Here is a 21,681-nt window from a genome sequence, read left to right as displayed (position 1 = left end):
ATCTCAATATATATGACTCAGCTAATTTTCGGACGTCCCCACTTTTGGAAAGGTTATCCTTCATATATACCATCACTGGTTCACTTGCGTTCCGTTCCAACAACCGCCATCAGCTTCCTTCAGACCCTTCCGTCGCCGGAAACGCCCTTGCTTACAGCTTGTCTTCCCAATTAGCCAGGTGACAGGTCTTCTTTCAGACCATTAGCTCGGCAACATGCCTCGCAAACCAAAAAAGCGCCTGCTAAGCGGGCGCTCAAAACTGTAATAGAACTACTAACCCAGTGCCAACCATTGTTGCATCATGTTGTGACTAAAGGGTCAGACTCTACGCATCGGAGCGGCCAACCGATTAACTATTGGTCGGTACGGTATAGTTTTTGTCAACCTTCTTCCCGGCTTACAGTGAAGCCAGGTGGGCATTGAGTTTTTCAACCAAAGCATCAGCGCTGGTGCTATGCACCTGGCAGGCTTCTTCGATGGTTTCCATTTGTGAAGATGGACAACCCAGACAATGCATTCCGATTTCTAATAAGATCGGCGCAAAACCGCCGTCGATTCTTAACAACTCACCAATTTTCATATCTTTGCTTACTTTTTGCATGGTAAAACCTCCTAAGATTTATTGTAAAGACAATAATTTATTTTTAACTTGAGCTTAGTATACCACAAAAATTCTGTTAATTTGTAGCCACAGCTACAATTATTTACCCAGAAGCGGTTATAATAAATTCATCAAATAAAATCAACGGCAGCTAGAAAAATAGCCCGTATCTCAGGAGGACAAATATGAGTAAATTTTTAGGACCAATTCATTTTTGGGTATATAACAAAATTCAGATACAACAGCAAATTGTGGCGGATATCGTTGCTTTAAATGGCGAGTCGGCTTCACAACGTCAGGCCGAGCTGGACCAACGCTATGGGATTTCAGAAACCAGACCATTAGAATCAGTTATCGATGAGGGTAACATTCATGGATGGCTTCAGATCAATGTGACCCGGTCAGAATACAAACTGGCCGACAGTATTACGGCATTACTTAAAAAAGACCCCGACACCTTAAAACAGATCGAAGCGATTTTTAGAACCAAAGGCCGATCCCTATCTCAGGTCAATATGACCGCGGCAGCTGCCTACAAACTTCTGAGTGACAGTTTACTGGACGGTATGCCCTGCGATCATGCTAATGTCCTGATCACAGAAAGTGATGAAGAGGTTATCTGGAAGCGCAACACCTGTGTTCATAACAACTACTGGAGTGAAGTCGGTGGCGACATTGCTGTCTATTATGCGTTGCGGGAAGCGCTGATCCAGGGTTTTCTGGAAAACACCGGCTTAGTCTATGAAAAAACTGATGAAGTGACCAATGTGATTAGGAGGAAAAACCAATGAACAGTATTGAATTAATGATCCATGAGCATACAAATATTATCCGGATGCTCGGTGTCGTCCGGAAAGCCTGCGTTCAGGTGATGCAGGGTGACCCTATCGACTACGATGACTTTGACAAGATGATTGATTTTATCGCCAATTATGCCGACGTCCATCATCACGGCAAAGAAGAAAAATTCCTTTTCAAAGAAATGGTCGATCACCTGGGCAAAATGGGAACCAATCTGATTTCTCACGGGATGCTGGTGGAGCACGACTGGGGCCGATTGTTTATCGCCGAATTAAAAGCCGCCTTAGTCCGGGTACAGGCCGGCGATGATGAAAGCCGCCTCGATGTGATCGCCAATGCGATCGGCTACGCTAACCATCTCGCCCGTCACATTGCTAAAGAAGACACCGTGGTCTATCCTTTTGCCGAAAAGCAACTGACCCCGGAAATACTGTCTCAGATCAACACCCAAACCGCAGTCTTTGAAGCGGAAGCCGAGCACCAGGGGATTCCGGCTTACTATCTCAAGCTGCTGGAAGAACTGGAGTCTAAATACCAATAAGACCAGAATCCGACGATGATAGTGCCGGGGCAACCCGGCTTTATCATCGTCGCTGGCTTAGCGGGTTCATCGCACAAAAAGTCCCCAGCATTGATCTGGGGACTTTTTGTGCGATGACGCGATTTATTTATGATTAATAAAAATTACTCAGCTGGCCTGTTCATAAGTTACAAAGGTAACATAGTCGTATTCGCAATCCATGCGGGATTCATCACCTTTTGGTATCGACTTAATCCCACCAACCAGTTTACCGCCTCTTTCAAACGCTTCACTGAGCTTTCGGTGGAAGTCACGTGCATTGCCGCTTGTTATTATACTCACTTTACCCATTTTTTTACCCTCCTGTATTTATTCAAAGTTTTCACTCAGTATAACACAGGAATTATTTGTTAAATAGAAGTAATTTCTTTGCAAACCTTTACCAGTTCAATTTCTTAAGATTTCTTTCAAATATTATAACCGAACTCAGTACCAGCACCTCATTTAATCAGAGATTACTGATACCAGTCACTTTAAGCCTGCGGTAAAGACCCCGTTTCGTCACCTGGTTTAAAGTCCCGAATAATTTTCAAATCCTTTTTGATGATTTTTTTCTCCCGATACATCTTTTCATCGGCCTGGTTGATGATCGTATCAATATATTCATTGGAAACGCCACTGAAGGTTTCGATCCCATGGCTGGCACTGATGAGATAGCGTCGGTTTTCAGTGTCATTGATCTGCTCGAAATCTTGTACAATCCGCTGCCAAACCACCTCGGCTCCGTCTTCATCGAGACCTTCAAAGATAATCAGAAACTCGTCGCCACCCAATCTGGCGACAAAGTCATTTTCCCTAATGTTGTTCTTAATCCCCGTGGTGATGGTTAGGATCAGCTCATCTCCAACATCGTGGCCCAAATAATCATTGACGTCCTTGAGACCATTGATATCGATAAAACAAACCGATATTTCACTTTTATTCTTCGCGGTACTTTTGTATAACTGGGCCAGTTTTTCAAAGCCAGTCCGACGGTTATAGATCCCGGTCATGGCATCGTATTCTGAAAAATACTTAATTTCGTCATTTTTTAATTTATTGATCGTCAGTAGCGCTCCTAAGAATACGGCCAGTGCGAAAATCAGGAAATAGGCAAAAAGATTATCTTTTAAAACCAACAGGATCGTATCAAACAGGCTAGCTGTCAACAGCTTACCCTCTGCCGTATTCCTCGGAATATAAGAAACAATGGTCCAGTCCCCCAGTCCCAGAACCAGCGAATGGTCACTGTTTAGTTCCAATTCGTCAACCGTCAGAATATTTGTATAATTAAACACCCCGCTATCAGAAATCAGAGCGCCGCTTTTTTCAGTCTGAATAGTCTGCCAGATATCCGGAAAATCATTTTTGAAACTTTCATTCAGTCGCTTTTCATCCATAAACGACCAGGCTTTGCTGGTGTCCGCGCTGTTGTATAGCCAATAACCATCGGCATTGAGCATAAAAATCTGGCCCCGACTGGTTGAGGCAATCTTTTCCACCTGGCTCAGCATATCTGCAGCGGAATAATTCAGCACCACGATTCCCTCCAACTGGCCTCTCGGTCCAAAATAGGGGGTTGCCAGACGGATCATCGGTTTGATGGGCTGCTCAATCTGATCGTTTTCCATATTTAAATCCAGCTTGGAAAAATAGATCTGATCCTTTTCCAGACCAATCGCCTCAGTAAAATAATAGCGATCCGCCTTGTTTTGGAGGTCGTCACTATCTGCGAGGATGGCACCGGTATCCGTATAATTAACCCGGATTACTTCGTTGCCATCCACATCGATAAAACGGATCTGATCGTAGATCATTTTTCGATTTGAAAAAGCCAGCCAGTGAGCCTCAACCGAGGCATAATCGCTCCGGCTGTTATCGCCCAGTTCCAGCGCATCGGTGACATATAAGAGATCCGTCGCCAGGCGATTGACCTTATTGGTGATGATGGTTTTTTCGACATCCACCAATTGTTTTTCCTGGGTCATGATTTCGTTTTTCTCGGCCATGTCAACATTTATCTGGATCACCAGGGTAATCACAAAAAAAGCCAGACTGAGAATGAAGAACATTCCTAATGTATAGAAAATAGTTTTTTTTGTTTCTTTGTTGATGGTTTTATCGATCAAGATACGAACTCCTTTTGTTTAATCAAAAATGGACTTGATTTATTGTACCTTAATCAAATCCCTAAAACAAGTCCGCCAGGGTGCTTTTAGAGATAAATAGCGCGGCTCCTCATTTTAATCAGATCCCGTTGAGGTTTTATTAAGGCATTCCTAGAAAACGCTTCCATTGGGGGACATCTCGCTTTCCCTGAGCATAACCTAATTGATAGCTTTGGGATAGCTTTTCAAAACCAACCTCGCGATTGGACACCGGCATCGTCTCAGGGTAAACCAGAAAGGCCTGGCCCTGTTGCTCCAAAGTTTCCAGTTCATCGAGGGTCTTGTTGTAAATCACATGGCGGTGCAACATTGCCTGAGCTACTTTGGGATATTTCCGATAATAGGCTTTTATTGATTGTTTAAATCGAACCGGCGATTTTCGATAGCCTTTTTCCCGGGTCAACACCACGAAAAATTTCCGGTACCCGTCTTGTCTGGCAATATCCAGAGCAATACCGCCACCCAAACCGCCATCAACAAAGGACTGGCCGTCATAATGGGTGGGGGGCATAAATACTGGCAGCGAGGATGAGGCCCGGACGATCTTCATCAAGTCCCCCATCTCATGAATGTCATCCTTGGAGTAATAAACGACCTTTCCCAGACGCCGTTCAAACATACCAATCCGTAATTGGGCAGGATTGTCCATAAAAGTTTCAAAGTCCAGAGGCAGGACGCCCCCGGGCAGGGATGTTTCTTCGTAAAGATACTGGGATCTGAAAAACCCTTCGCCTTTTAGAAAAGACTTCCATCCGCCAAAATTTGGATCCTGAGCGATTTCCACAAACGAACGGCGGGCCCTTTCGGAATCCCGGGATAAATAGTTGACCGTATGACTGGAGCCAGCCGAGATGCCAGCGACATAATCAAAGTAAAGCTGGTTTTCCAAGAGATTATTTAAGAAGCCGGCGGTATAGCTGGCGCGCATGCCCCCACCTTCGAAGATCAGAGCGGTATCTTTGATATTACTTTGTATTTTAGTGTTGCTTTTCTTTTTTAATTCCATTTATTCTCCTGTTTCTGAGTTGATTCGTTGCCTCTGTTAAGTTTAACTGAAAAACCAGGGTTTTTCAATCTTAGTAGCAAAATTTGGTTGAGTTAATCCCCCCAGCCTGTTAAACTGAAACGGGTATCTCTACCGAGCCAACTAAATCTGAGGACCCGACTTAAATTTTAAAGGAGCCATCTTATGTTGAATGATACAACCAATAATTACTTAAAAGCGTGTGAGGCCTGGCATCTGAAATTTCTGGACATGGATAAGCCACAATTGCTGGAGAAACTACCTGAAATCAAGCAGGAACAAAACTATCTGACCTTAAAGCTTTTTGACCGTAAATTTGGGATTGATACCGAAACCGGTAACATTGTCACTTATGAAGATTTTCAGCCGGCCGAGGTCATCAGCCAATTGAATATTTATACCTTTCTCTGGTTCTCCTCACCCCAGGCCAGTTTCAAAGACAAATGGGTGCCTTTCCGGGAACTGCGTGGTGCCTCCCCTTTTACCATGGCCTTTGAGAATCATGTTCTTGCTCCCCTGGCCCAGACCTTTTCCGGTCAGACCGAAAAATTATCCCAGGCCTATCAAACATTGGGCGGTACCAACCTGTCCCATTCCGATGCCGGCGGCCTCGTCAACGCCTTTGACTGTATGCCGATCAAATTTCTTTTCTGGGATGGCGATGATGAATTCCCTGCCCAGGCTAATATTCTCTACGACGAAAGTGCCATTGATTTTATCCACGTCGAAAGTACCGTCAGTATTGCCATCGAAGGCATCGAGCGGCTGGCTGCAGCCGCCGAAATCGACATTAAAGGCCCACTTTATAAAATGTAGAAAAAGGCAAAGCCGTCCCTCCCGAAATGGTAGGACGGCTTTTTTGATGCTGAATTTTCTCTCCGCTGCAATAACTGTTTTTATTTATTTCTACTTCGATCACTGTTGGTCAAACAGCTTTTGGTTTTCTCGTTGCCACCGCAACGCCGCCGACCAAAACGATCGTCAGAATCACGGCAATGGCATTTTCCCAGACTGCAGGATCGGCATAGGCTGTCGGGGTACCGGTCATAACGCCATAGGCTTCACCCATCAACAGATGAGCATAACCTTCACCATCGGTATTTTTAGCAGCGCTCATTTCAAAACCGGCACCATTCTGGAAGATCATGACATAGTCCGAACCGCCAAAGAGAAAATAGCCCAGCATATCACCCTTTTTCACGACCGTCCCGGGTTTGATGTTCTCTTCAAAAAGAACTGAGGAAACCTGGGACATCCCCACTGGTAGCAGGGCCACCAGACCATAATCTGCCGTTTCCATAATCACACAGCCCCGGGTTTCCACCGCCTGCCAGCCATAGTCTTCAGCGTTGAGCATATAGCGGTTGGCTTCCTCGTCCCAATAAGTAATCCCACCCACGGCATCGTCCTGGTAGATACTTCTAACCTCCTTTATGGTTCCGCTCACCGGGAAGTGGAAGCGATGGTAATCCTGAACGTTCAGAAAGGTATGAGTCAAGACACCACCAGCAAAGGCGTCACTATAAGCGCTGCCAGCGCCCAGCAATGAGGGAATCGAATCAAAGGTCAGGGATTTTATTTTCACCCCGTCCCCGACTACCCGGGAATCCCCGTCGATCTGCCAGACCCCCTGAGGTACTGAATCAGCGGGGGCCACCACCACGGCATCGTCTTCAGGCGAAGCAATCGGACGGACTGCGGGCGAAACCAGATAACGACTAAAAAAATCATTGAAACTGTGCCAGTTGGACGGATCTTCATACCAGCCGTTCTGTAATCCAAAATCCGGATTGTTATAGGCAGTTTGATAATAGCTATCATTCCAGGATGCCGGCGTGCTCAGATATTCCCCCCATTCCTTGGTGAATTTAATCATCCAGGAGCGGTACGGCTCATGGTATTGCAGCGAATTATTGTAATACCCCATATCTTCCAGCTCTTCTAATGGCTGATCGGTAATGTAGTAAAAATAATCCAGGCTCTGATCGATCTGATCGTAGAGACCCGGATACTCGCTGCCAACATTGGGCAGGATGGTCCAGGGCATGGCTTTAGCGGCCCAGTCAATAAAGTCATAAAACTCATCCAACGATTGAACTGGATTGGAATTTTTGTCGGGATTGACTATTTTGGCCTGGTCAATCGATTTGACCAATAGCGTTTCGAGCTCCGGGTTATGCTCCACCATGACGATCAGTTCTGTCGTGATGGGCTCATGGACCGGGTTTTCGGCCCATACGACAGGGGTTGACAGCAACAGCAAGCTAACAACCAGAAACAGGGACAATAATCTTTTCATTCTCTTCCTCCTGAATAAATTTATCTCGCGTCTTACATACTGAGTCTTTATACCCTTATAAGAAAAATTATTCTCGTTCCAGGAAAATAATCAATTTTCCTGCTATCGTAATTGATCAACTTTAATCCCAACCATTGCAAATAATTGTGATCTGCTTATTCTTTAGTTGAATGGGTATACATTGCTTAATAGTTTTAGAATAATAAACAAGGGAGAATGCATGCATGAGAAAAAAAGAGCAACTAGCAGTATTATGTTTATTGGTCGCTACCCTGGGTTTGCTGGCTCTGGGATGTCAGCCACAAAAAACAAGCGAGGATTCCAATTCAGCATTTGTCACGCTGGAAAGAAAAGATGATGGCTACTTTTATGGTGAGATTGACTTGTCACAAATGACTCACACCCAAATGGGCGAGGAATATGCCAAAGCGATTGTCGCGGTTTTTCCCGATTACGAAAAACATGTGGATTCCATGTTAAAAGACCAGTTTGATCTCCTGGCCGCTGCCAAAGATAAGATCGGCTATGATTTAAACTTTGAATTATGCACCGCCCGGGCTACCGATATTCAGAGTAATTTACAAGCCGAGTATCAAGAAGAAATCATCGGTTTACAAACTGTATTTAATTATGATCAGGATATTCTGGGGGATGGCCGGATTTCACAGAATGAAATGTTGGTTTACCAGCTGTTCGGCGACGTGATGCGACCCACCCAATGCTCCGGAGCCGCCGCCTTTGGCGATGCTTCGGCCACCGGCGCGACCATTATCGGCCGAAATCTGGATTGGGATCTGCTCCAGCATGATGATGCCTCGGCTATGCATACCGTCCTTTATATTAAGGATGGCGATCAGTCGCTGGTGATGTTCAATATTCTTGGTTCATTGGTTCCGATATCCGGCTACAGCGATGATCGCGTTTTCGTGGCTTCTCTTGATGCTGAAACGATGGCTCCTTACCCGGACACCAGCGATAAAAAATCCTATTTCTTTGATTATCGTTATGCCCTGGAAAATTCTAAAACACTGGAAGAAGCGGCTGCTTATCTTTCAACTGAAAGCTACACCATGAATCATCTGGTCTTAATGGCCGATAAAGATAAGGCCCAGGTGCTTGAAAACAATATTGGCAGTCCCGGACGAGGCCTACGCAGCTGGGATTCACCCCTCCAACCCGGCATCACCTGGGGTATTAAGGACACCCTTGCAACCGTCAACGATTTCCGACTGGCCGGAAATTATGCGACCCCTGAAGATGATCCCATTGATGATCTGCGCTGGGAAAGTTACCGCAACAATATTACCAGTGCTTTAACGACCGGGAAAATTGATGTGGCTAAAATGAAGGAGATCGTCGGATACAGCGGTACCGATGGCAAACCAGTTCCCTCTGGTGCCGTCTTCCGTTCCGATCATATCCCCAGTATTCAATCGATGGTTATCCGCATGGATACCCTGGAAACATGGATTGCTTTTAAACCATCCGGTTCCAATCCCCTCAAACCCACCTATGTCGAGGTTTTTACTGAAAATCCATTTACTGAATGACAGAACTAAGGCTACCGAACCGCAACTGAATTAATCATCAATTGGTGATTAAATTCCTGAGGTCTTGCAAAAAGGGCTGAATTAATGTGTTAAAGACACTATAATCCGGCCCTTTGAGCGTTCTTAATTATTCTATTCTAACACTTTTGACTGCGATGAGCTGATTGGCACGCAGATTTCACAGCGATGGTTTTTAATCATTCTGGCCGCATATCTTTCCATGATCGGCCGAGAATCATCGAGCTGATAACCTTGTTTGCCGAGTTCTAAAAACAGTTCCGACCAGGCCTGCGCCAGCGCTTCAGCCGTATGGTCGATCTCAAAAACCGCATATTCTCCGGGGCCGACCCGACCCATTTGGACAGTATTGTCACTAATCTGCTGTTCTGCCCGAATAATCAGACCGACATCATAGCGACAGTCTCCCGGTTTGGTGGTGGCAGGATTATCCCAGGGAATTCCCAGCATAATTGACGCGTCATTTAATAAACCCTTGGCTGTTGCCCAGGTTTTCAATTTTTCCATGGTCTGGATATTCGCCAACCCATAGGGTCCCACCCGCCGGATGTAGACCATCTCAGATTCTGGGAGCATTTCAATTTGCATCTTCATTTTTACTTATATCCTTTCAATCAACGATTCAGACCGGTCTACAAGCAATTTACCATGATTTAAAACGAAAAGAAACGAAATTTTTAAAAAAGTACTTACTCAATTGTTGTTCCGCACGATCTCACATTTAAGGAGCATCACCCGTTATCAAAATATCGGTATCTTAAAATTACTAAACAGCGCTATGCTTTATTTCTGCTCTTGTTCTGCTGCTAAGTGCTGATAAAAATTAAAACGCGATATTCCCGCTTGAACCGATGATTTACAGATTTCATCAATTTCTTCTAAAATAATCCAAAATGATCTGAAAAACGGGTTCCCCATGCTTGTTTAAATACTCGTCACGCAAGATTTGAATAATCCGATCCGGTGCCATGCCCAGCGCAGTCTGGGGGCATTCTCTATCCTTCCACTCAGCATTGTTTTTCAGCCCCCACCGACCGGTGGAAAGATCAACACCGCATCTCCGTCCTGTAATGGTGTCTCAAGGCCATCCAGAGCGAAGATCACGCAACCATTAACAAACACCACAATGCCGGGATTTAGCTGCTGGGCATCGTTAAAGATACGCTCATGTAGCGGCAATCCATAGGTTTTACATAGCTGATCCAGGGCCTCTGCAACCGTCGCCCCATCTGACAGGGTCAGGGATTGATCCTTATTACCACCCATCAGGGCTTTTATGCCCATGATGGTGGTAATTTCTACGGTAATCATTTGATTTATGTTTCTGATTCGATCATCTTACAGCAAGCCCCGGGCTACCAGCACGGCAGCGGCTTCCGGCAGGTCAAGTTCGGCCAATTTTTGCCGGGTAGGTACGCCGTCCTGACGCCAGTTTCGGGCTTCATAATACTCGTCGAGCATCAGGTTCAGATCTTCCTGCGAAATCCGCTGGCCACTGGAGCCCCCTTCCTTAATGGTCTCTGCCATGATTCGTTTGGGAAAAGTATCATCAGCCCGGGTAAAACCGGCGGAAATATTAAAGACCCGCGCCAGATTATTGACCCGTTCCCCGACCATGCCAACATCCTCCTTGGTCAGGGCAATACCACTGGCACTGCTGACCAGATCAGCGGTATTCTGCTCGGCAATCGCCGGCACCGCCATATCCATCAGAAAACCGCACATCGTCGGGCAGTCGGTGGTAGCGCAGCGAATATCCTGGTTCCACTTGGTCAGCCAGCCCTTACCAGCCACGGCAAAGCGGTCATAGGCGTTGGGCACCGGTATCCCAAAGACTTCCTGGAAGGCATAGCCGCGGTTATGATCCGCGCCGGTATAGCTGGTGGCAAAATTAAGGCCGTGAGCCTTGGCACCCCGGGGATCATAGGCCGGCAGTTCCAACCCCTTGATATGCATAGCAAAATCGCCGGCCTCGCCGCCAACCTTTTCGGCCATGATCCGAGATCCATCACACAGCAGCGCTCCGATACCTTCGCGCCGGAAAGCGATTTCCTCAATCAGTTGGGTCACCGCCTGGTGATTGCCAAAACGCAGATCAAGCCCATTGGTGTCCGCGGCAGTCAGCATCCCCCGCTCAAAAAGCTCCATCGCAAAGGCAATGGTGACACCCACCGACATGGTGTCCAGGCCGTACTTGTCGCAGAGCATGTCATTATAGATAATGCTGTCGACACTTTCGACACCCACCACACTGCCGAGGCTGTAATAAGTTTCGTATTCGGGATCTGACATGCCCCCTTCATAACCCCGGCCCTGGGCCAGTTTCAGTTGGGTACAACCAACCGGGCAGCCATAGCAGTGTTCACTGCCCTTGTTGCGGCTGATGCTGGCTTCCACCCCAATGGTCGTCGAATAGTCCCTTTCGCCGGTGTTGCGATAATTTTCTGAGGGAAAAATGCCCATTGCTGAAGTGGCATCCACTACCATCGGCGTGCCCAGTTTGGAAAACTCCGGATACAGTACCGGGCTTTGTTTCATCGCTTCCAGCATAAATTTTCGGGCGGTCTCAAAAGCTTTCGGATTAGCCAGGGGTACCTGACCGCTACCACGAATGGCAATTGCTTTGAGATTCTTGGAACCCATCACCGCACCCACCCCTTTGCGACCAAAGGCCCGACGTTCATTGATGATTGCCGCCATCTTCGACAGATTTTCACCGGCCTGACCAATACAGGCAATCCGGGTATTGTGATCATTCACATCCTGTTTGATAATACTCTGGGTGATTTGGGTATCCATGCCCCAGAGTTTTTCAGCATTTTTGATCGCTACCTTGTCGTCCCTGATATGCAGATAAACCGGGGTGTCGGCTTGCCCCTCAATGATCAATACATCGTAACCCGCAAATTTCAGCTCCACCGGGAAGTAGCCACCGGACAGGGACATCCCCACCGCTCCGGTCAGTGGTGATTTGGTGGTCACCGCCATCCGGCTGGCACAGGGTGCCGGGGTACCACTCAACGGACCCGGAGCGAAAATCAGCTTATTATCCGGTCCCAGCGAATCGACATCACCAGGGACCTCATCAAAAAGGTATTTCACTCCAAATCCGGCACCACCAATATAATCTCTGGCAATCTTTTCCGGCAAATCTTCAACCGATACTTTTTTTGTGGTGAGATTTACCCGCAACACTTTTCCCATATAACCGCCCTGAAACATTTCACTACCTCCTCGTAATCTAAAAATGACTAACCACATCATTTTCTTATTTATTTCTGATCAGGTGTTTGATAACGTTATCATATCACTTTAGGAAAATATTATCAATATACTAAATTAAGTGCAACTAAAATTTAAGCACGCTCCGATCTATAAGCAAGGTACTCAATGATTACTCCATAAACTACCCCCGCAAAAAAACTAACCACATCGGTAAAGCCAGTTGCACTATAAAAAGCAAAGGAGACGATCAGACCAAGAACAGCACCCCGGACCAGCAACTTGGGCATTCCAATCCTGGGCCAGGGCAATCCGATCACAAGACCCATCAGCAGCCGGTTATACCACAATGAAAACAGCAGATAATATTCAATTTGAAATCCCGATCTTACCAATGCCCCAATGATACAAAATACCCCTAAAACAGCACCTGCCAAAAGTGAAGCATTCATTCTTTTTGTCATCATCTTAACCATCTTCCTTTACCTCTCTTTGTTATATCACCATGCCGCTGAGTTTGATTAGCCGTGTGCAGCTGTTAATCCTGGGTTAAAAAACTTAGATACGCATCTTCACGATTTTCTCACACGCAAACAATCTGATTCTTACCCGATTTTTTGGCTCGATACATGGCATCGTCGACGATTCTAAACAAACTTTGCGCTTCACAATTTGCCTGGGAGCCGGAAATCCCGATACTTAAGGTAATCTCCACGGCTACCTGATACTCGCAATTTTGAACCGCTTCCCTGATCGATTCTCCAATCCTTTTCGCCATATCTAATTCCGTTTCCGGCAGCAGGATGACAAACTCATCACCGCCCCACCGTGCTACAATGTCGGTTTTTCTGGCTATCTTGCGAATTATTTCAGCAACCGATTTTAAAATTTCATCCCCCACTGGATGGCCATATTGGTCATTGATACTTTTAAAGTCATCAATGTCCATCAGCAATAGCGTATAGTCGCGCTTGAAATTTTTGTACCGAATCTGCTCATTGATTAATGCCTCTTCGAAATAATGCCGGGATGAAAGTTGTGTCAGGCGATCCCGGTTAATCAGATCGGCCAATTCATCATAGGCTTGTTTCAAACTTTTGGTGCGTTGATCCACCATTTTTCTGAGCAAATGGGTCCGCTCTTCCAGCTCTTTCAGGGGAAAGGACTCATCACTTTCATGAACATCAGTAGGAAAGGAAAGGTGCATGCCAACAATTTCCACCTTCTTTTCGTCGCGGTGCATGACCAGCAGCAACCGTAAATTATTGAACTTCACCGTTTGCTCCAGAATCACGGTTTCCATATCCAGTTCCGCCGCAACCAGGGCATTATTGGCATCAATTAATTGCAGTTCCTGCTTATGAAAGTGGACCTGAATTTGGTTGGGGGCCGACTCGATATCCTTTTCATATAGCAATAACGCTTCGGCCAGGTTGTAAGTTCGTTCTTCCAAACCGGTTCCAAAGCCACAAAATGATTCCGCGAATAAGGCTGCTGTTTTTGACCAGTCTCGCTCCGTTAGATAGGCTTTGATATATTGGTCGAAGTGATCTTGGAAGGGGATGATATTTTCATTTTGAATGATCGTATTCATAATCTACTCCTAAATTACGCAAAGATTGATATTTAATACCTGCTGCACCAAAAATTTTAATAAATATAAATCCTAATCAATTTTTATAAATGATTGTTTTTCACTTTATTTTTGTACTATAATAATACTATTCACTAATTTTGAAAGACAGAAAGGATTACTTAATTGAAGACACTCATCTATAATAATATTTTAGAAACCATCGGCCATACCCCGATGGTTCGGATAAATCACTTAAACCCCAACCCCAATGTCGAAATCCTCGCCAAGTTTGAAGGCGTTAACCCCACCGGCAGTATCAAAGACCGGATTGCCCTTAAAATGGTGGAACAGGCCGAGGCTGAAGGTGTTTTAACCAAGGATAAGATCATTATCGAACCGACCAGCGGTAATACCGGGATTGGGTTGGCAATGATCGCTGCCGTTAAGGGCTATCAGCTGGAAATCGTCATGAGCGAAGCCGTCTCCATTGAACGCCGTAAAATGATTCAAGCCTTTGGCGCCACCGTCACCCTGACTTCGCCAACCGAAGGAACCGATGGCGCGATTCGCAAGGTCCGGGAACTCATTGCCGCATATCCGGAACGTTATTTTAATCCGGATCAATTCAGTAATAAGTATAATAAGCTGGCCCACTATTCCACCACAGCCGAGGAAATCTGGGAACAAACCGAGGGGCAAGTCACCCACCTGGTTTCTTCGTTGGGTACCTCCGGCACCATTATGGGGGTTGGCATGGGACTTCGTGATCACAATCCCGGCGTTAAAATTGTGGAAGCCCAACCAGTTCTTGGTCATTACATCCAGGGCCTTAAAAATATGGAAGAAGCTATTGTTCCAGCCCTGTATCAACCCGATGCCATTGATGAACACATCATGGTTGAATCTGAAATCGCCTTTGATTTTGCCCGGCAAATCGTCAAAAAAGAAGGGATTTTTGTTGGCATGAGCAGTGGCGCGGCGATGTATGCCGCCACCGAGGTGGCCAAAAAAATTGATTCCGGTCTGATCGTGGTGATCTTCCCTGATCGCGGCGAAAAATATCTCAGCACCGATTTATTTAAACTATAAATTTTAGCGGCCAGGATGGTCGCTATTTTTGTGTATCGCCAACTGCTTAAAACCAATCTTCTCCTTTGTTTGGTCGATTCCGACACTATAAGTGTGTTAACACATGATGGTACAAGATCATTACCCAATCGATTTCTGATTGATTTTTAGGATCTTTTGTAGTTTAATATTAACGTGAAACTTAAATAGTAGAGGAGAATTTTTATGGCTAAGCATTGGTACCCGGTTATTGATTATGTTTCTTGCATCAGTTGCGGTAGTTGCACTGATAAATGCACCCATGGGGTATATGATACCGAGAAAGCCCCTTCAGCGCATGTCATTTTTCCCGACGGCTGCGTTGATCAATGTCATGGATGCGGTAATTTATGCCCCAGTGGATCAATAACCTATAACGGCGACGCTACTGGTTGGGTGCCACCAAACCAACAGCGAGTATAACAGCACCGCATTGCCGGTGTAACCGATTGGAATTGATTTATTGTATCATTTTATGGCGTAAAGAGAAAGATTTTATCGAATTTTTGAGTAAAAAAACAACTCACAGGTCACAGGATTAATACCTGTGAGTTGTAAAAAACTTGACCGAAGAACTGCTTAACCAATTTTAATGTTTTCACCTAAGTTTTCTAGAGCATACCTAATGTTGTCACTTAACCTGATAAAAATGCTTTTTGTAGCTGTCGTCCTCATCTTCGACGATGACTTCCAACTGATTGACAGCGGTATCAGCAGTGATCGACATTTCACCGGTCATATAAAATAATTAGTAAATAAATCAAATATTTGCAAAGGCAAAATGCAGGATGGTGGTTACATATGAATAGCGAAATAATTGAATTTATCAAGGAAACCGAAAAAAAAATAACACCGGACGGAATTGCTACAACCTTTAACAATGCTCAAAAATTAATGAAATTACCTAAATTCATCCAAAATTTTATTATTAAGCAAAACACTAAAAATAATCAATACATGGGCTTTGTTGTCGAACCATATAGCCTCTTTTTAGCCTATGAAATTACGCAAGAACAGGTCCAGGAATACATTCCTGATAACTATGAGCTCGTGCCGATTTCGATATTTGATCATTCTGACAAAAAACTTTGTGCGATTGTTGGGTGTTTTAATGTCCATACGAGTGTTTTTTGGGGTTCGCGATACGAGCTTTATGTGATTGCCAGGAATAAAAAGACCAATCTAATCTCCTGGGTGATCTGTGACTACGAATCTAATACTTTGCACTATGATCCGGCGAAAGGCTTTCTGCCCTCCACCGTACAGAAATCGGTTTTTACAACTACTTATAATGGCAAGCTTATTTGCGACATTGAAGGCCAGGATAGCCGCACCAAAATGGATTTGATCATTGATATCAATCAGTATAATTGCGTTTTTTTGAATCAGCGCTTATGGATTGAAGGTAATTTATCAATTGATTATGCGGGAGAGCTTGACAACAATGGGAATGATCCCTTCGGACTAATCTTTGATCCGATGGAAATGAAGTGTGCCCAACATATTGAAGTCGATCAAATCGAGATCAAGCAACTCGATTTCGGATTTATCAATTCCCAAATGAAGCCTTTTGAAGCATGTTGCTTTCCTTTTGCTCAGCATTATATGACAACCGTCTTTCCCCAGGGACATCTGATGAAGGACGAAAACGATTTATATGCTAAAATCAACGAGATTGTAAACAAATAGTTCGAGTATGAATTTCAGTGCCCGGTACCAGGGCTATTTAAACCTCTTATAATATATTTTATTGAATAAACATTGACAAAAAATGAATATAAAGTTATTTTTAATAAGTAACTTGTTATTCATATGGATTGACAAAAAAGAGGGAGGTTTTTAATGAATATACTTTTTATTGTTGGTGGCGGCACGCTGTTTCTGATCATTGCGTACTTTACCTATGGAAAATTCATATCACAGAAGATATTTGCACTTGACGATCAAAACGTGGTCCCGGCGGTGGAAATGGAAGACGGTGTGGACTATGTGCCAACTGATTCCAAATATTTAGCGGGGCAGCATTTCTCAGCCATCGCGGCGGCCGGCCCGATCACCGGTCCGATTATCGCCGGCATCGCTTTTGGGTGGATTCCCACCATGATTTGGATTCTGATTGGCACCGTTTTTATCGGCGGCGTTCATGATATGGGCTCGCTGGTCACCTCGATTCGGCATAAGGCCACCGGGATCGCCGACACGATGAAGGAGTACGTATCCATGCGGGTGTGGATTCTCTTTAATATTTTCATTTTCTTTACTTTGATTATGATTATTGTCGCCTTTACCGATATTACCACCTCGTCATTTGTTAATTCCGTGGAATTAGCTGACGGAAAATCAATTGGTGGCGGAGCCACCGCAACCTCATCCATTTTATACCTGGTCCTGCCGGTAATCATGGGTTTTTTACTGAAATTCACAAAAATGAAACTCAGTGTGGCAACAATTATTTTTCTCCCCTTAGTCGGGATTTCGATTTGGATTGGGCAATACATCCCCTTCAATCTTCAGGAGGTATTCGGACTGAATACACCTCAGGATGCCCAGAAAATCTGGAATTTTGTGATTATCGCCTACTGTTTCATCGCCGGGATCGTGCCGGTTTGGGCCTTATTGCAGCCCCGCGGTCACCTAGGCGGGTATTTCTTATATATCACCCTGATCTTTTCCTTTATCGGTGTTATCTTTGGCGGATTTCAAGTCCAGTATCCCGGTTTCACCAGTGTCCTCGGGTCTGAAGAATTCTGGCGGCCGATGTTCCCGATGCTGTTTATTACCGTCGCCTGCGGTGCTTGTTCGGGTTTTCACAGTCTCGTCAGCAGCGGCACCACCTCGAAGCAATTAGCCAAAGAAAGTGATGCCAAACCGATTGGCTATGGGATCATGCTGGTTGAAGCGGTGGTCGCCCTGATTGCCCTGTCAACAGTGATGATCCTGCCCCAAGGCGATGCCCTGTTGGGCAAGTCGCCAAATTTCATCTACGCCAATGGCCTTGGTTCATTCATGGCTCTCATTGGCATTAGCAAGTCCTTTGGTATTTCCTTTGGACTAATGGCTTTTACCACCTTTGTCTATGATACCCTGGATGTCTGTACCCGACTGGGCCGCTATATTTTTCAGGAAATCACCCATATCAAAGGCTGGTCGGGACGGATTATTTCAACCCTGCTCATCGGTGGAATTCCGCTGACACTGATGTCCATCAGCTTGACCGATCCAACCGGAAAACCGGTGGCCATCTGGAGTCTCTTCTGGAAAACCTTCGGAGCTTCCAACCAACTGCTGGCATCGCTGGCGCTGGTCGGTATCACCGTCTGGCTCCAGCGAACCTCAAAGTACGGCAAAGCCTGGTTGGCCACATTTATCCCGGCCGTCTTTATGCTGAGTATGAGCATCTGGGCACTGGTCAATATTTTTGCCTCATACACCTTTGTCAACGGAGTCTTTGTAATGCCGGTCGGAACGAATGTTGTGGTCCCCGCCCTCGCCCTGGTTTATCTGGTGCTGGCCATCTGGGTTGTGATTGAGTGTACCCCGGCGCTGATCAAAAATGCCAGATTCACAAATACCAGTCTGGTGCTGGAAAAAAGCGGACAATAATAAAATTCTCAGTAACAAAATACGCCGGCCGGTGTTTTGAGATGATCATCAAAACGACCTGCCGGCGTTTGTTTACACAAGTAAATTGTGACTGGCATCAATGATCAATTGTTATTAACAAATCGTTGATGGCATGTACCGCATGCTCTACCATTGCTTACGATTAAATTTTTCAAAAGACGCCACTGTTTCAGACGCGATACCTAATTTTTATAATAATCCCGACCCCAATGTTTAATGCCGTAACCGTGCCATCGGCAAATAATTACCGGTTAGCGATGCTTCATCAAAAATATTATCCACCGCTTTATTATTTTGTTTGGAAAAACCAATGCGGTTCTGCTGTCAAACAGCCGGATGATCTGAAAAGCAGTCATGTCCGCTTCATCTTCTTGGAAAAGTACCTTTACCTATTTCAACCCTTCAATCACGGCCACAAAGGTATCCACTGCTTGGGCACCACTTATGGACTCTTTTCCATTAAACAAAAAATAGGGCACGCCATTTATTTGACGCGAATGGGCATTGTCTTCATCTTGCCTGACCTCGTCTGTAAAAGCTGATGATTCTAAAATTCGTAATGCTTCTGCCCGATCGAGTCCCACTTCGCCTGCAATTGCCGTTAACACGCCAAAGTCTGAAATGTTCAATGAATCCGTAAAATAGCTTTTCATCACGGCTTCTGTATAAGCCTTCAACTTGCCTTGATCCTTAGCATAATGTGACAACCGGTGGGCATCAAAAGTATTAGTTGGCTGCAATTTATCAAAATTGAATGCCAGACCAACCGCTTTCGCAGCATTGATAATATTATTATTTGCAGCGATTGCTTGTTCCATGCTCATCCCATATTTCTTGGCGATCAGTTGATAAATACTCTCATCATAACTCTTTTTTGCGTTCGGATCTAACTCAAACGAATGAAAGACAATCTCAACCGCTTCTTTCATGCCTGTTTTCTCAAGCGCTAAAGCAAGCTTTCTTTCTCCAATATAACAAAAAGGACAACTATAATCTGACCAAATTTCGATTTTCACTGTTTTTACCTTGTCATTCTTACCACTGGTAAGACCTTTCAACTAAGTTAAGTATGGCTGGTACTTATGTTTCCGAATTCTTTTATTTTCATTAGCATCCCCACAAGCGGTGGATGAATCAACCGTCCAGCGATGGCGGCGATGGTTTTCGGATTTAGGGTGGTACTTTCTGGTTCCGATGACCTGTCTGTAGAAATCCTCCTGAAATTAATTGTATAAATTAAGTGAGCCTGTCACCAGGGCTTAAGTTTTGAGACTTTTTTGATTTTAGATTTCAGCTCTTTATTTCTTAACAAAAGGTCGCTCTACCTTCCCTGGTGCTTCACTTCCTTTTAAAACTAACTGGATCTTGATCCCTTCCATGCGGTAACCAAAACCTTCTGTTCCGGCCGGATCGCCATTTTTTGCCCAATCCATCCAACCCATATTCTGAACATGAACCTGATAGTATATATCAAAGCGATCGGCATCTACCCCGGTTAATTCAATTTCAATGGCTTCCAAGCGCAGCGATTCACCCTCGGTGCCACTTATTTCGCCATTTTCCACAAAATTCTGCCAGCACTGATTTTCAACATGGGTTTTATACCGAACCCCAATATTGGAGTTGATGGCATTGGCGTTCAGCTCAACCGCTTCTAAGCGCAGGGATTCACCCTCGGTGCCGCTTATTTCGCCATTTTCAACAATTGGAAGCCATCCTTTATTTTGAACATAGGTACGATAGGCGGTCGTTGCCATTGGTATCACTTTGCCCAACGCTTGATCAAGTTGAATGAGGCCGTAACCATAATAATCGTCACGTCCATTTTCCCCCAGATCAATGGCCGTATCTTTTAAGATCGCCTCAACCTTAGACGACGAAATCGTCTCATCAGCCGCTACTAAAACAGCACAGGCACCCGCCACAACAGGTGATGAAAGCGATGTCCCGGAAGCGGTGATATAATCATCCTGATCCCACAGGGTCGTGGTCTCGACACCGGGCGCACAAAGATCAACCATTTCATTATGTTGGGAAAAATCGGCAATTACATTATCCCGATCCGTAGCGCCAACCGATATGACGTTGTCATAGCTGGAAGGAATCGCCATTTTCCCAGCATTTTCAGGATCACCGCCTTCATTTCCGGAAGCCGCCACTAAGATCTTGCCGGCGTTAGCCGCATAAGCGATGGCAGTCTCAAGGGCTGGAAAATCCTCATATCCGGCAAAGCTCATATTGATGACCCGAACTTCTGGTCGATTGGCCGCATCATAAAGGGCGGCACAGGCATAACCCAGGTTGGCTTCATAATCATCGACCGTTTTACCACCAGTCCGGTACGGGGCGATTTTAATATTTGCTGTCCCGGCCACTCCGGCGATGCCAAGCCCATTATTAGCAAGCGCTGCAATACAGCCACTGACTGCGGTACCATGACCAACCACATCGGTCACCTCGGTTGTTCCTGTGACATAATCAAAACCGGCGATCGTTTTGCCAACGATATCCGGGTGATTGGTGTTAAGACCGGTATCGAGAACCGCTACGACAACGGTGTCTTCATTATTAACCTGATCCCAGGTCTTCTCGGCACCGATCCCTTCAAATTGCCATCCTTGCGCTAATTGGGGATCGTTTGGCAGGGCTACAAATTTCAGGCAAGCATTTTTTTGTGCGGCCAGCACCCGGGGATTCTTTAGCAGCTCCAAAACCAGCGCATCGATCTGGTTCACATCCTTGACTTTGATAATATCAACCTGATCATTTAATTTTTCGCCAGCTGCGATCTGACTCGTTGTCAGCCCCAGATCTTTAACCGAGCCATCATTTTGATAAATCACCACAATTTCGTCTTCTATGTTCGAATCATCTGCCAAGTTCTTGACTTGACTATAACTTTGGATGCCTTGACTGGCAGCGACCACTCCGATTGGTAAACCGGATAGAATTAAAACTACTATGAGCCCAATAATACACTTCTTAAATTTCATCGTATGCCTTCTTTCTAACGTCTATGATTCAAATATAACTCGGGAACGTTCGAGACCGGTGATACCACGGAAACCAGTCAAGTCGATGGTTCGATGCCACCGCCAAAGGGTCCGCCCCCCAATGTCAGTGCAACATCTG

General features: G+C 45.2%; 21 protein-coding genes. 8 read left to right on the top strand and 13 right to left on the bottom strand.

What is annotated here, in order from left to right; translation table 11 throughout:
• Positions 1-397 precede the first annotated feature (397 nt).
• Positions 398-601 carry a DUF1858 domain-containing protein gene (locus A3KS_RS0111235; protein WP_026395003.1) on the bottom strand — a complete coding sequence of 68 codons (204 nt, stop codon included), beginning with the start codon at positions 599-601 and terminating at the stop codon, positions 398-400.
• 185 nt (positions 602-786) lie between these two features.
• Between A3KS_RS0111235 and A3KS_RS20970 the strand changes: the two genes are divergently transcribed.
• Positions 787-1,392 carry a hypothetical protein gene (locus A3KS_RS20970; RefSeq protein ID WP_051355822.1) on the top strand — a complete coding sequence of 202 codons (606 nt, stop codon included), beginning with the start codon at positions 787-789 and terminating at the stop codon, positions 1,390-1,392.
• Positions 1,389-1,943 carry a hemerythrin domain-containing protein gene (locus tag A3KS_RS0111225; protein WP_026395002.1) on the top strand — a complete coding sequence of 185 codons (555 nt, stop codon included), beginning with the start codon at positions 1,389-1,391 and terminating at the stop codon, positions 1,941-1,943. Before A3KS_RS20970 ends, A3KS_RS0111225 begins: the two co-directional genes overlap by 4 nt.
• Before the next feature lie 147 nt (positions 1,944-2,090).
• Here A3KS_RS0111225 and A3KS_RS0111220 read toward each other — a convergent pair whose 3' ends face one another.
• The 3 genes from A3KS_RS0111220 to A3KS_RS0111210 form a co-directional block, all read right to left on the bottom strand.
• Positions 2,091-2,273, bottom strand: a complete 183-nt coding sequence (locus A3KS_RS0111220; RefSeq protein WP_026395001.1) for a hypothetical protein — start codon at positions 2,271-2,273, stop codon at positions 2,091-2,093.
• Between the two features lie 182 nt (positions 2,274-2,455).
• Positions 2,456-4,090 (bottom strand): sensor domain-containing diguanylate cyclase, encoded by a 1,635-nt coding sequence (locus A3KS_RS0111215; RefSeq protein ID WP_026395000.1) that lies wholly within the window; start codon positions 4,088-4,090, stop codon positions 2,456-2,458.
• Positions 4,091-4,229: 139 nt separating this feature from the next.
• Positions 4,230-5,135: a patatin-like phospholipase family protein gene (locus A3KS_RS0111210; RefSeq protein WP_026394999.1), complete on the bottom strand. Its 906-nt coding sequence runs from the start codon at positions 5,133-5,135 to the stop codon at positions 4,230-4,232.
• Positions 5,136-5,318: 183 nt separating this feature from the next.
• On the opposite strand from A3KS_RS0111210, the gene A3KS_RS0111205 reads away from it, so the two are divergent.
• The gene (locus A3KS_RS0111205; protein WP_026394998.1) at positions 5,319-5,969 is read left to right on the top strand and encodes a DUF3786 domain-containing protein; all 651 of its coding nucleotides are present in this window, start codon (positions 5,319-5,321) and stop codon (positions 5,967-5,969) included.
• A gap of 109 nt (positions 5,970-6,078) precedes the next feature.
• On the opposite strand, the gene A3KS_RS20965 is transcribed toward A3KS_RS0111205, so the two are convergent.
• Complete coding sequence (locus A3KS_RS20965) at positions 6,079-7,452, bottom strand: phosphatidylserine decarboxylase (RefSeq protein ID WP_084504979.1); 1,374 nt, start codon at positions 7,450-7,452, stop codon at positions 6,079-6,081.
• 224 nt (positions 7,453-7,676) lie between these two features.
• On the opposite strand from A3KS_RS20965, the gene A3KS_RS0111195 reads away from it, so the two are divergent.
• On the top strand, positions 7,677-9,002 hold the full coding sequence (locus tag A3KS_RS0111195) for a C45 family autoproteolytic acyltransferase/hydrolase (RefSeq protein WP_026394997.1): 1,326 nt from the start codon (positions 7,677-7,679) through the stop codon (positions 9,000-9,002).
• Between the two features lie 132 nt (positions 9,003-9,134).
• On the opposite strand, the gene A3KS_RS0111190 is transcribed toward A3KS_RS0111195, so the two are convergent.
• The 5 genes from A3KS_RS0111190 to A3KS_RS0111170 form a co-directional block, all read right to left on the bottom strand.
• Positions 9,135-9,614 carry an AraC family transcriptional regulator gene (locus tag A3KS_RS0111190; protein WP_026394996.1) on the bottom strand — a complete coding sequence of 160 codons (480 nt, stop codon included), beginning with the start codon at positions 9,612-9,614 and terminating at the stop codon, positions 9,135-9,137.
• Between the two features lie 426 nt (positions 9,615-10,040).
• Positions 10,041-10,331 carry a ubiquitin-like small modifier protein 1 gene (locus A3KS_RS0111185; RefSeq protein WP_084504978.1) on the bottom strand — a complete coding sequence of 97 codons (291 nt, stop codon included), beginning with the start codon at positions 10,329-10,331 and terminating at the stop codon, positions 10,041-10,043.
• 27 nt (positions 10,332-10,358) lie between these two features.
• The gene (locus A3KS_RS20960; protein WP_035356029.1) at positions 10,359-12,242 is read right to left on the bottom strand and encodes an aldehyde ferredoxin oxidoreductase family protein; all 1,884 of its coding nucleotides are present in this window, start codon (positions 12,240-12,242) and stop codon (positions 10,359-10,361) included.
• 134 nt (positions 12,243-12,376) lie between these two features.
• Positions 12,377-12,709, bottom strand: a complete 333-nt coding sequence (locus tag A3KS_RS0111175) for a hypothetical protein (RefSeq protein WP_026394994.1) — start codon at positions 12,707-12,709, stop codon at positions 12,377-12,379.
• A gap of 116 nt (positions 12,710-12,825) precedes the next feature.
• Positions 12,826-13,836 (bottom strand): diguanylate cyclase, encoded by a 1,011-nt coding sequence (locus tag A3KS_RS0111170; protein WP_026394993.1) that lies wholly within the window; start codon positions 13,834-13,836, stop codon positions 12,826-12,828.
• Positions 13,837-14,013: 177 nt separating this feature from the next.
• Here A3KS_RS0111170 and A3KS_RS0111165 point away from each other — a divergent pair, with 177 nt between their 5' ends.
• Both A3KS_RS0111165 and A3KS_RS23200 read left to right on the top strand, forming a co-directional pair.
• Positions 14,014-14,907, top strand: coding sequence for a PLP-dependent cysteine synthase family protein (locus A3KS_RS0111165; protein WP_026394992.1), 894 nt, complete (start codon positions 14,014-14,016; stop codon positions 14,905-14,907).
• A 204-nt stretch (positions 14,908-15,111) separates the two neighbouring features.
• Positions 15,112-15,348: a 4Fe-4S dicluster domain-containing protein gene (locus A3KS_RS23200; protein WP_084504976.1), complete on the top strand. Its 237-nt coding sequence runs from the start codon at positions 15,112-15,114 to the stop codon at positions 15,346-15,348.
• A gap of 208 nt (positions 15,349-15,556) precedes the next feature.
• Here A3KS_RS23200 and A3KS_RS24355 read toward each other — a convergent pair whose 3' ends face one another.
• Positions 15,557-15,652 (bottom strand): hypothetical protein, encoded by a 96-nt coding sequence (locus A3KS_RS24355; protein WP_487249272.1) that lies wholly within the window; start codon positions 15,650-15,652, stop codon positions 15,557-15,559.
• A gap of 74 nt (positions 15,653-15,726) precedes the next feature.
• On the opposite strand from A3KS_RS24355, the gene A3KS_RS20955 reads away from it, so the two are divergent.
• The gene (locus tag A3KS_RS20955; protein WP_051355821.1) at positions 15,727-16,614 is read left to right on the top strand and encodes a hypothetical protein; all 888 of its coding nucleotides are present in this window, start codon (positions 15,727-15,729) and stop codon (positions 16,612-16,614) included.
• A 153-nt stretch (positions 16,615-16,767) separates the two neighbouring features.
• Positions 16,768-18,528: a carbon starvation CstA family protein gene (locus tag A3KS_RS0111145; protein ID WP_026394991.1), complete on the top strand. Its 1,761-nt coding sequence runs from the start codon at positions 16,768-16,770 to the stop codon at positions 18,526-18,528.
• 410 nt (positions 18,529-18,938) lie between these two features.
• Here the strand turns inward: A3KS_RS0111145 and A3KS_RS0111140 are convergent, their stop codons facing one another.
• Together A3KS_RS0111140 and A3KS_RS0111135 are read right to left on the bottom strand one after the other, a co-directional pair.
• Positions 18,939-19,565 (bottom strand): DsbA family oxidoreductase, encoded by a 627-nt coding sequence (locus tag A3KS_RS0111140; RefSeq protein ID WP_026394990.1) that lies wholly within the window; start codon positions 19,563-19,565, stop codon positions 18,939-18,941.
• A gap of 282 nt (positions 19,566-19,847) precedes the next feature.
• A complete protein-coding gene (locus A3KS_RS0111135) occupies positions 19,848-21,542 on the bottom strand; it encodes a S8 family serine peptidase (protein ID WP_026394989.1) in 1,695 nt (564 codons plus the stop codon).
• Positions 21,543-21,681: the final 139 nt, after the last annotated feature.

This window comes from Acetobacterium malicum subsp. dehalogenans DSM 11527 (assembly GCF_000472665.1).
Lineage (GTDB): Bacteria > Bacillota > Clostridia > Eubacteriales > Eubacteriaceae > Acetobacterium > Acetobacterium malicum.
The sequence above is the reverse complement of the archived record's forward strand: the minus strand, read 5'-3'. Positions and strand labels throughout refer to the sequence as shown.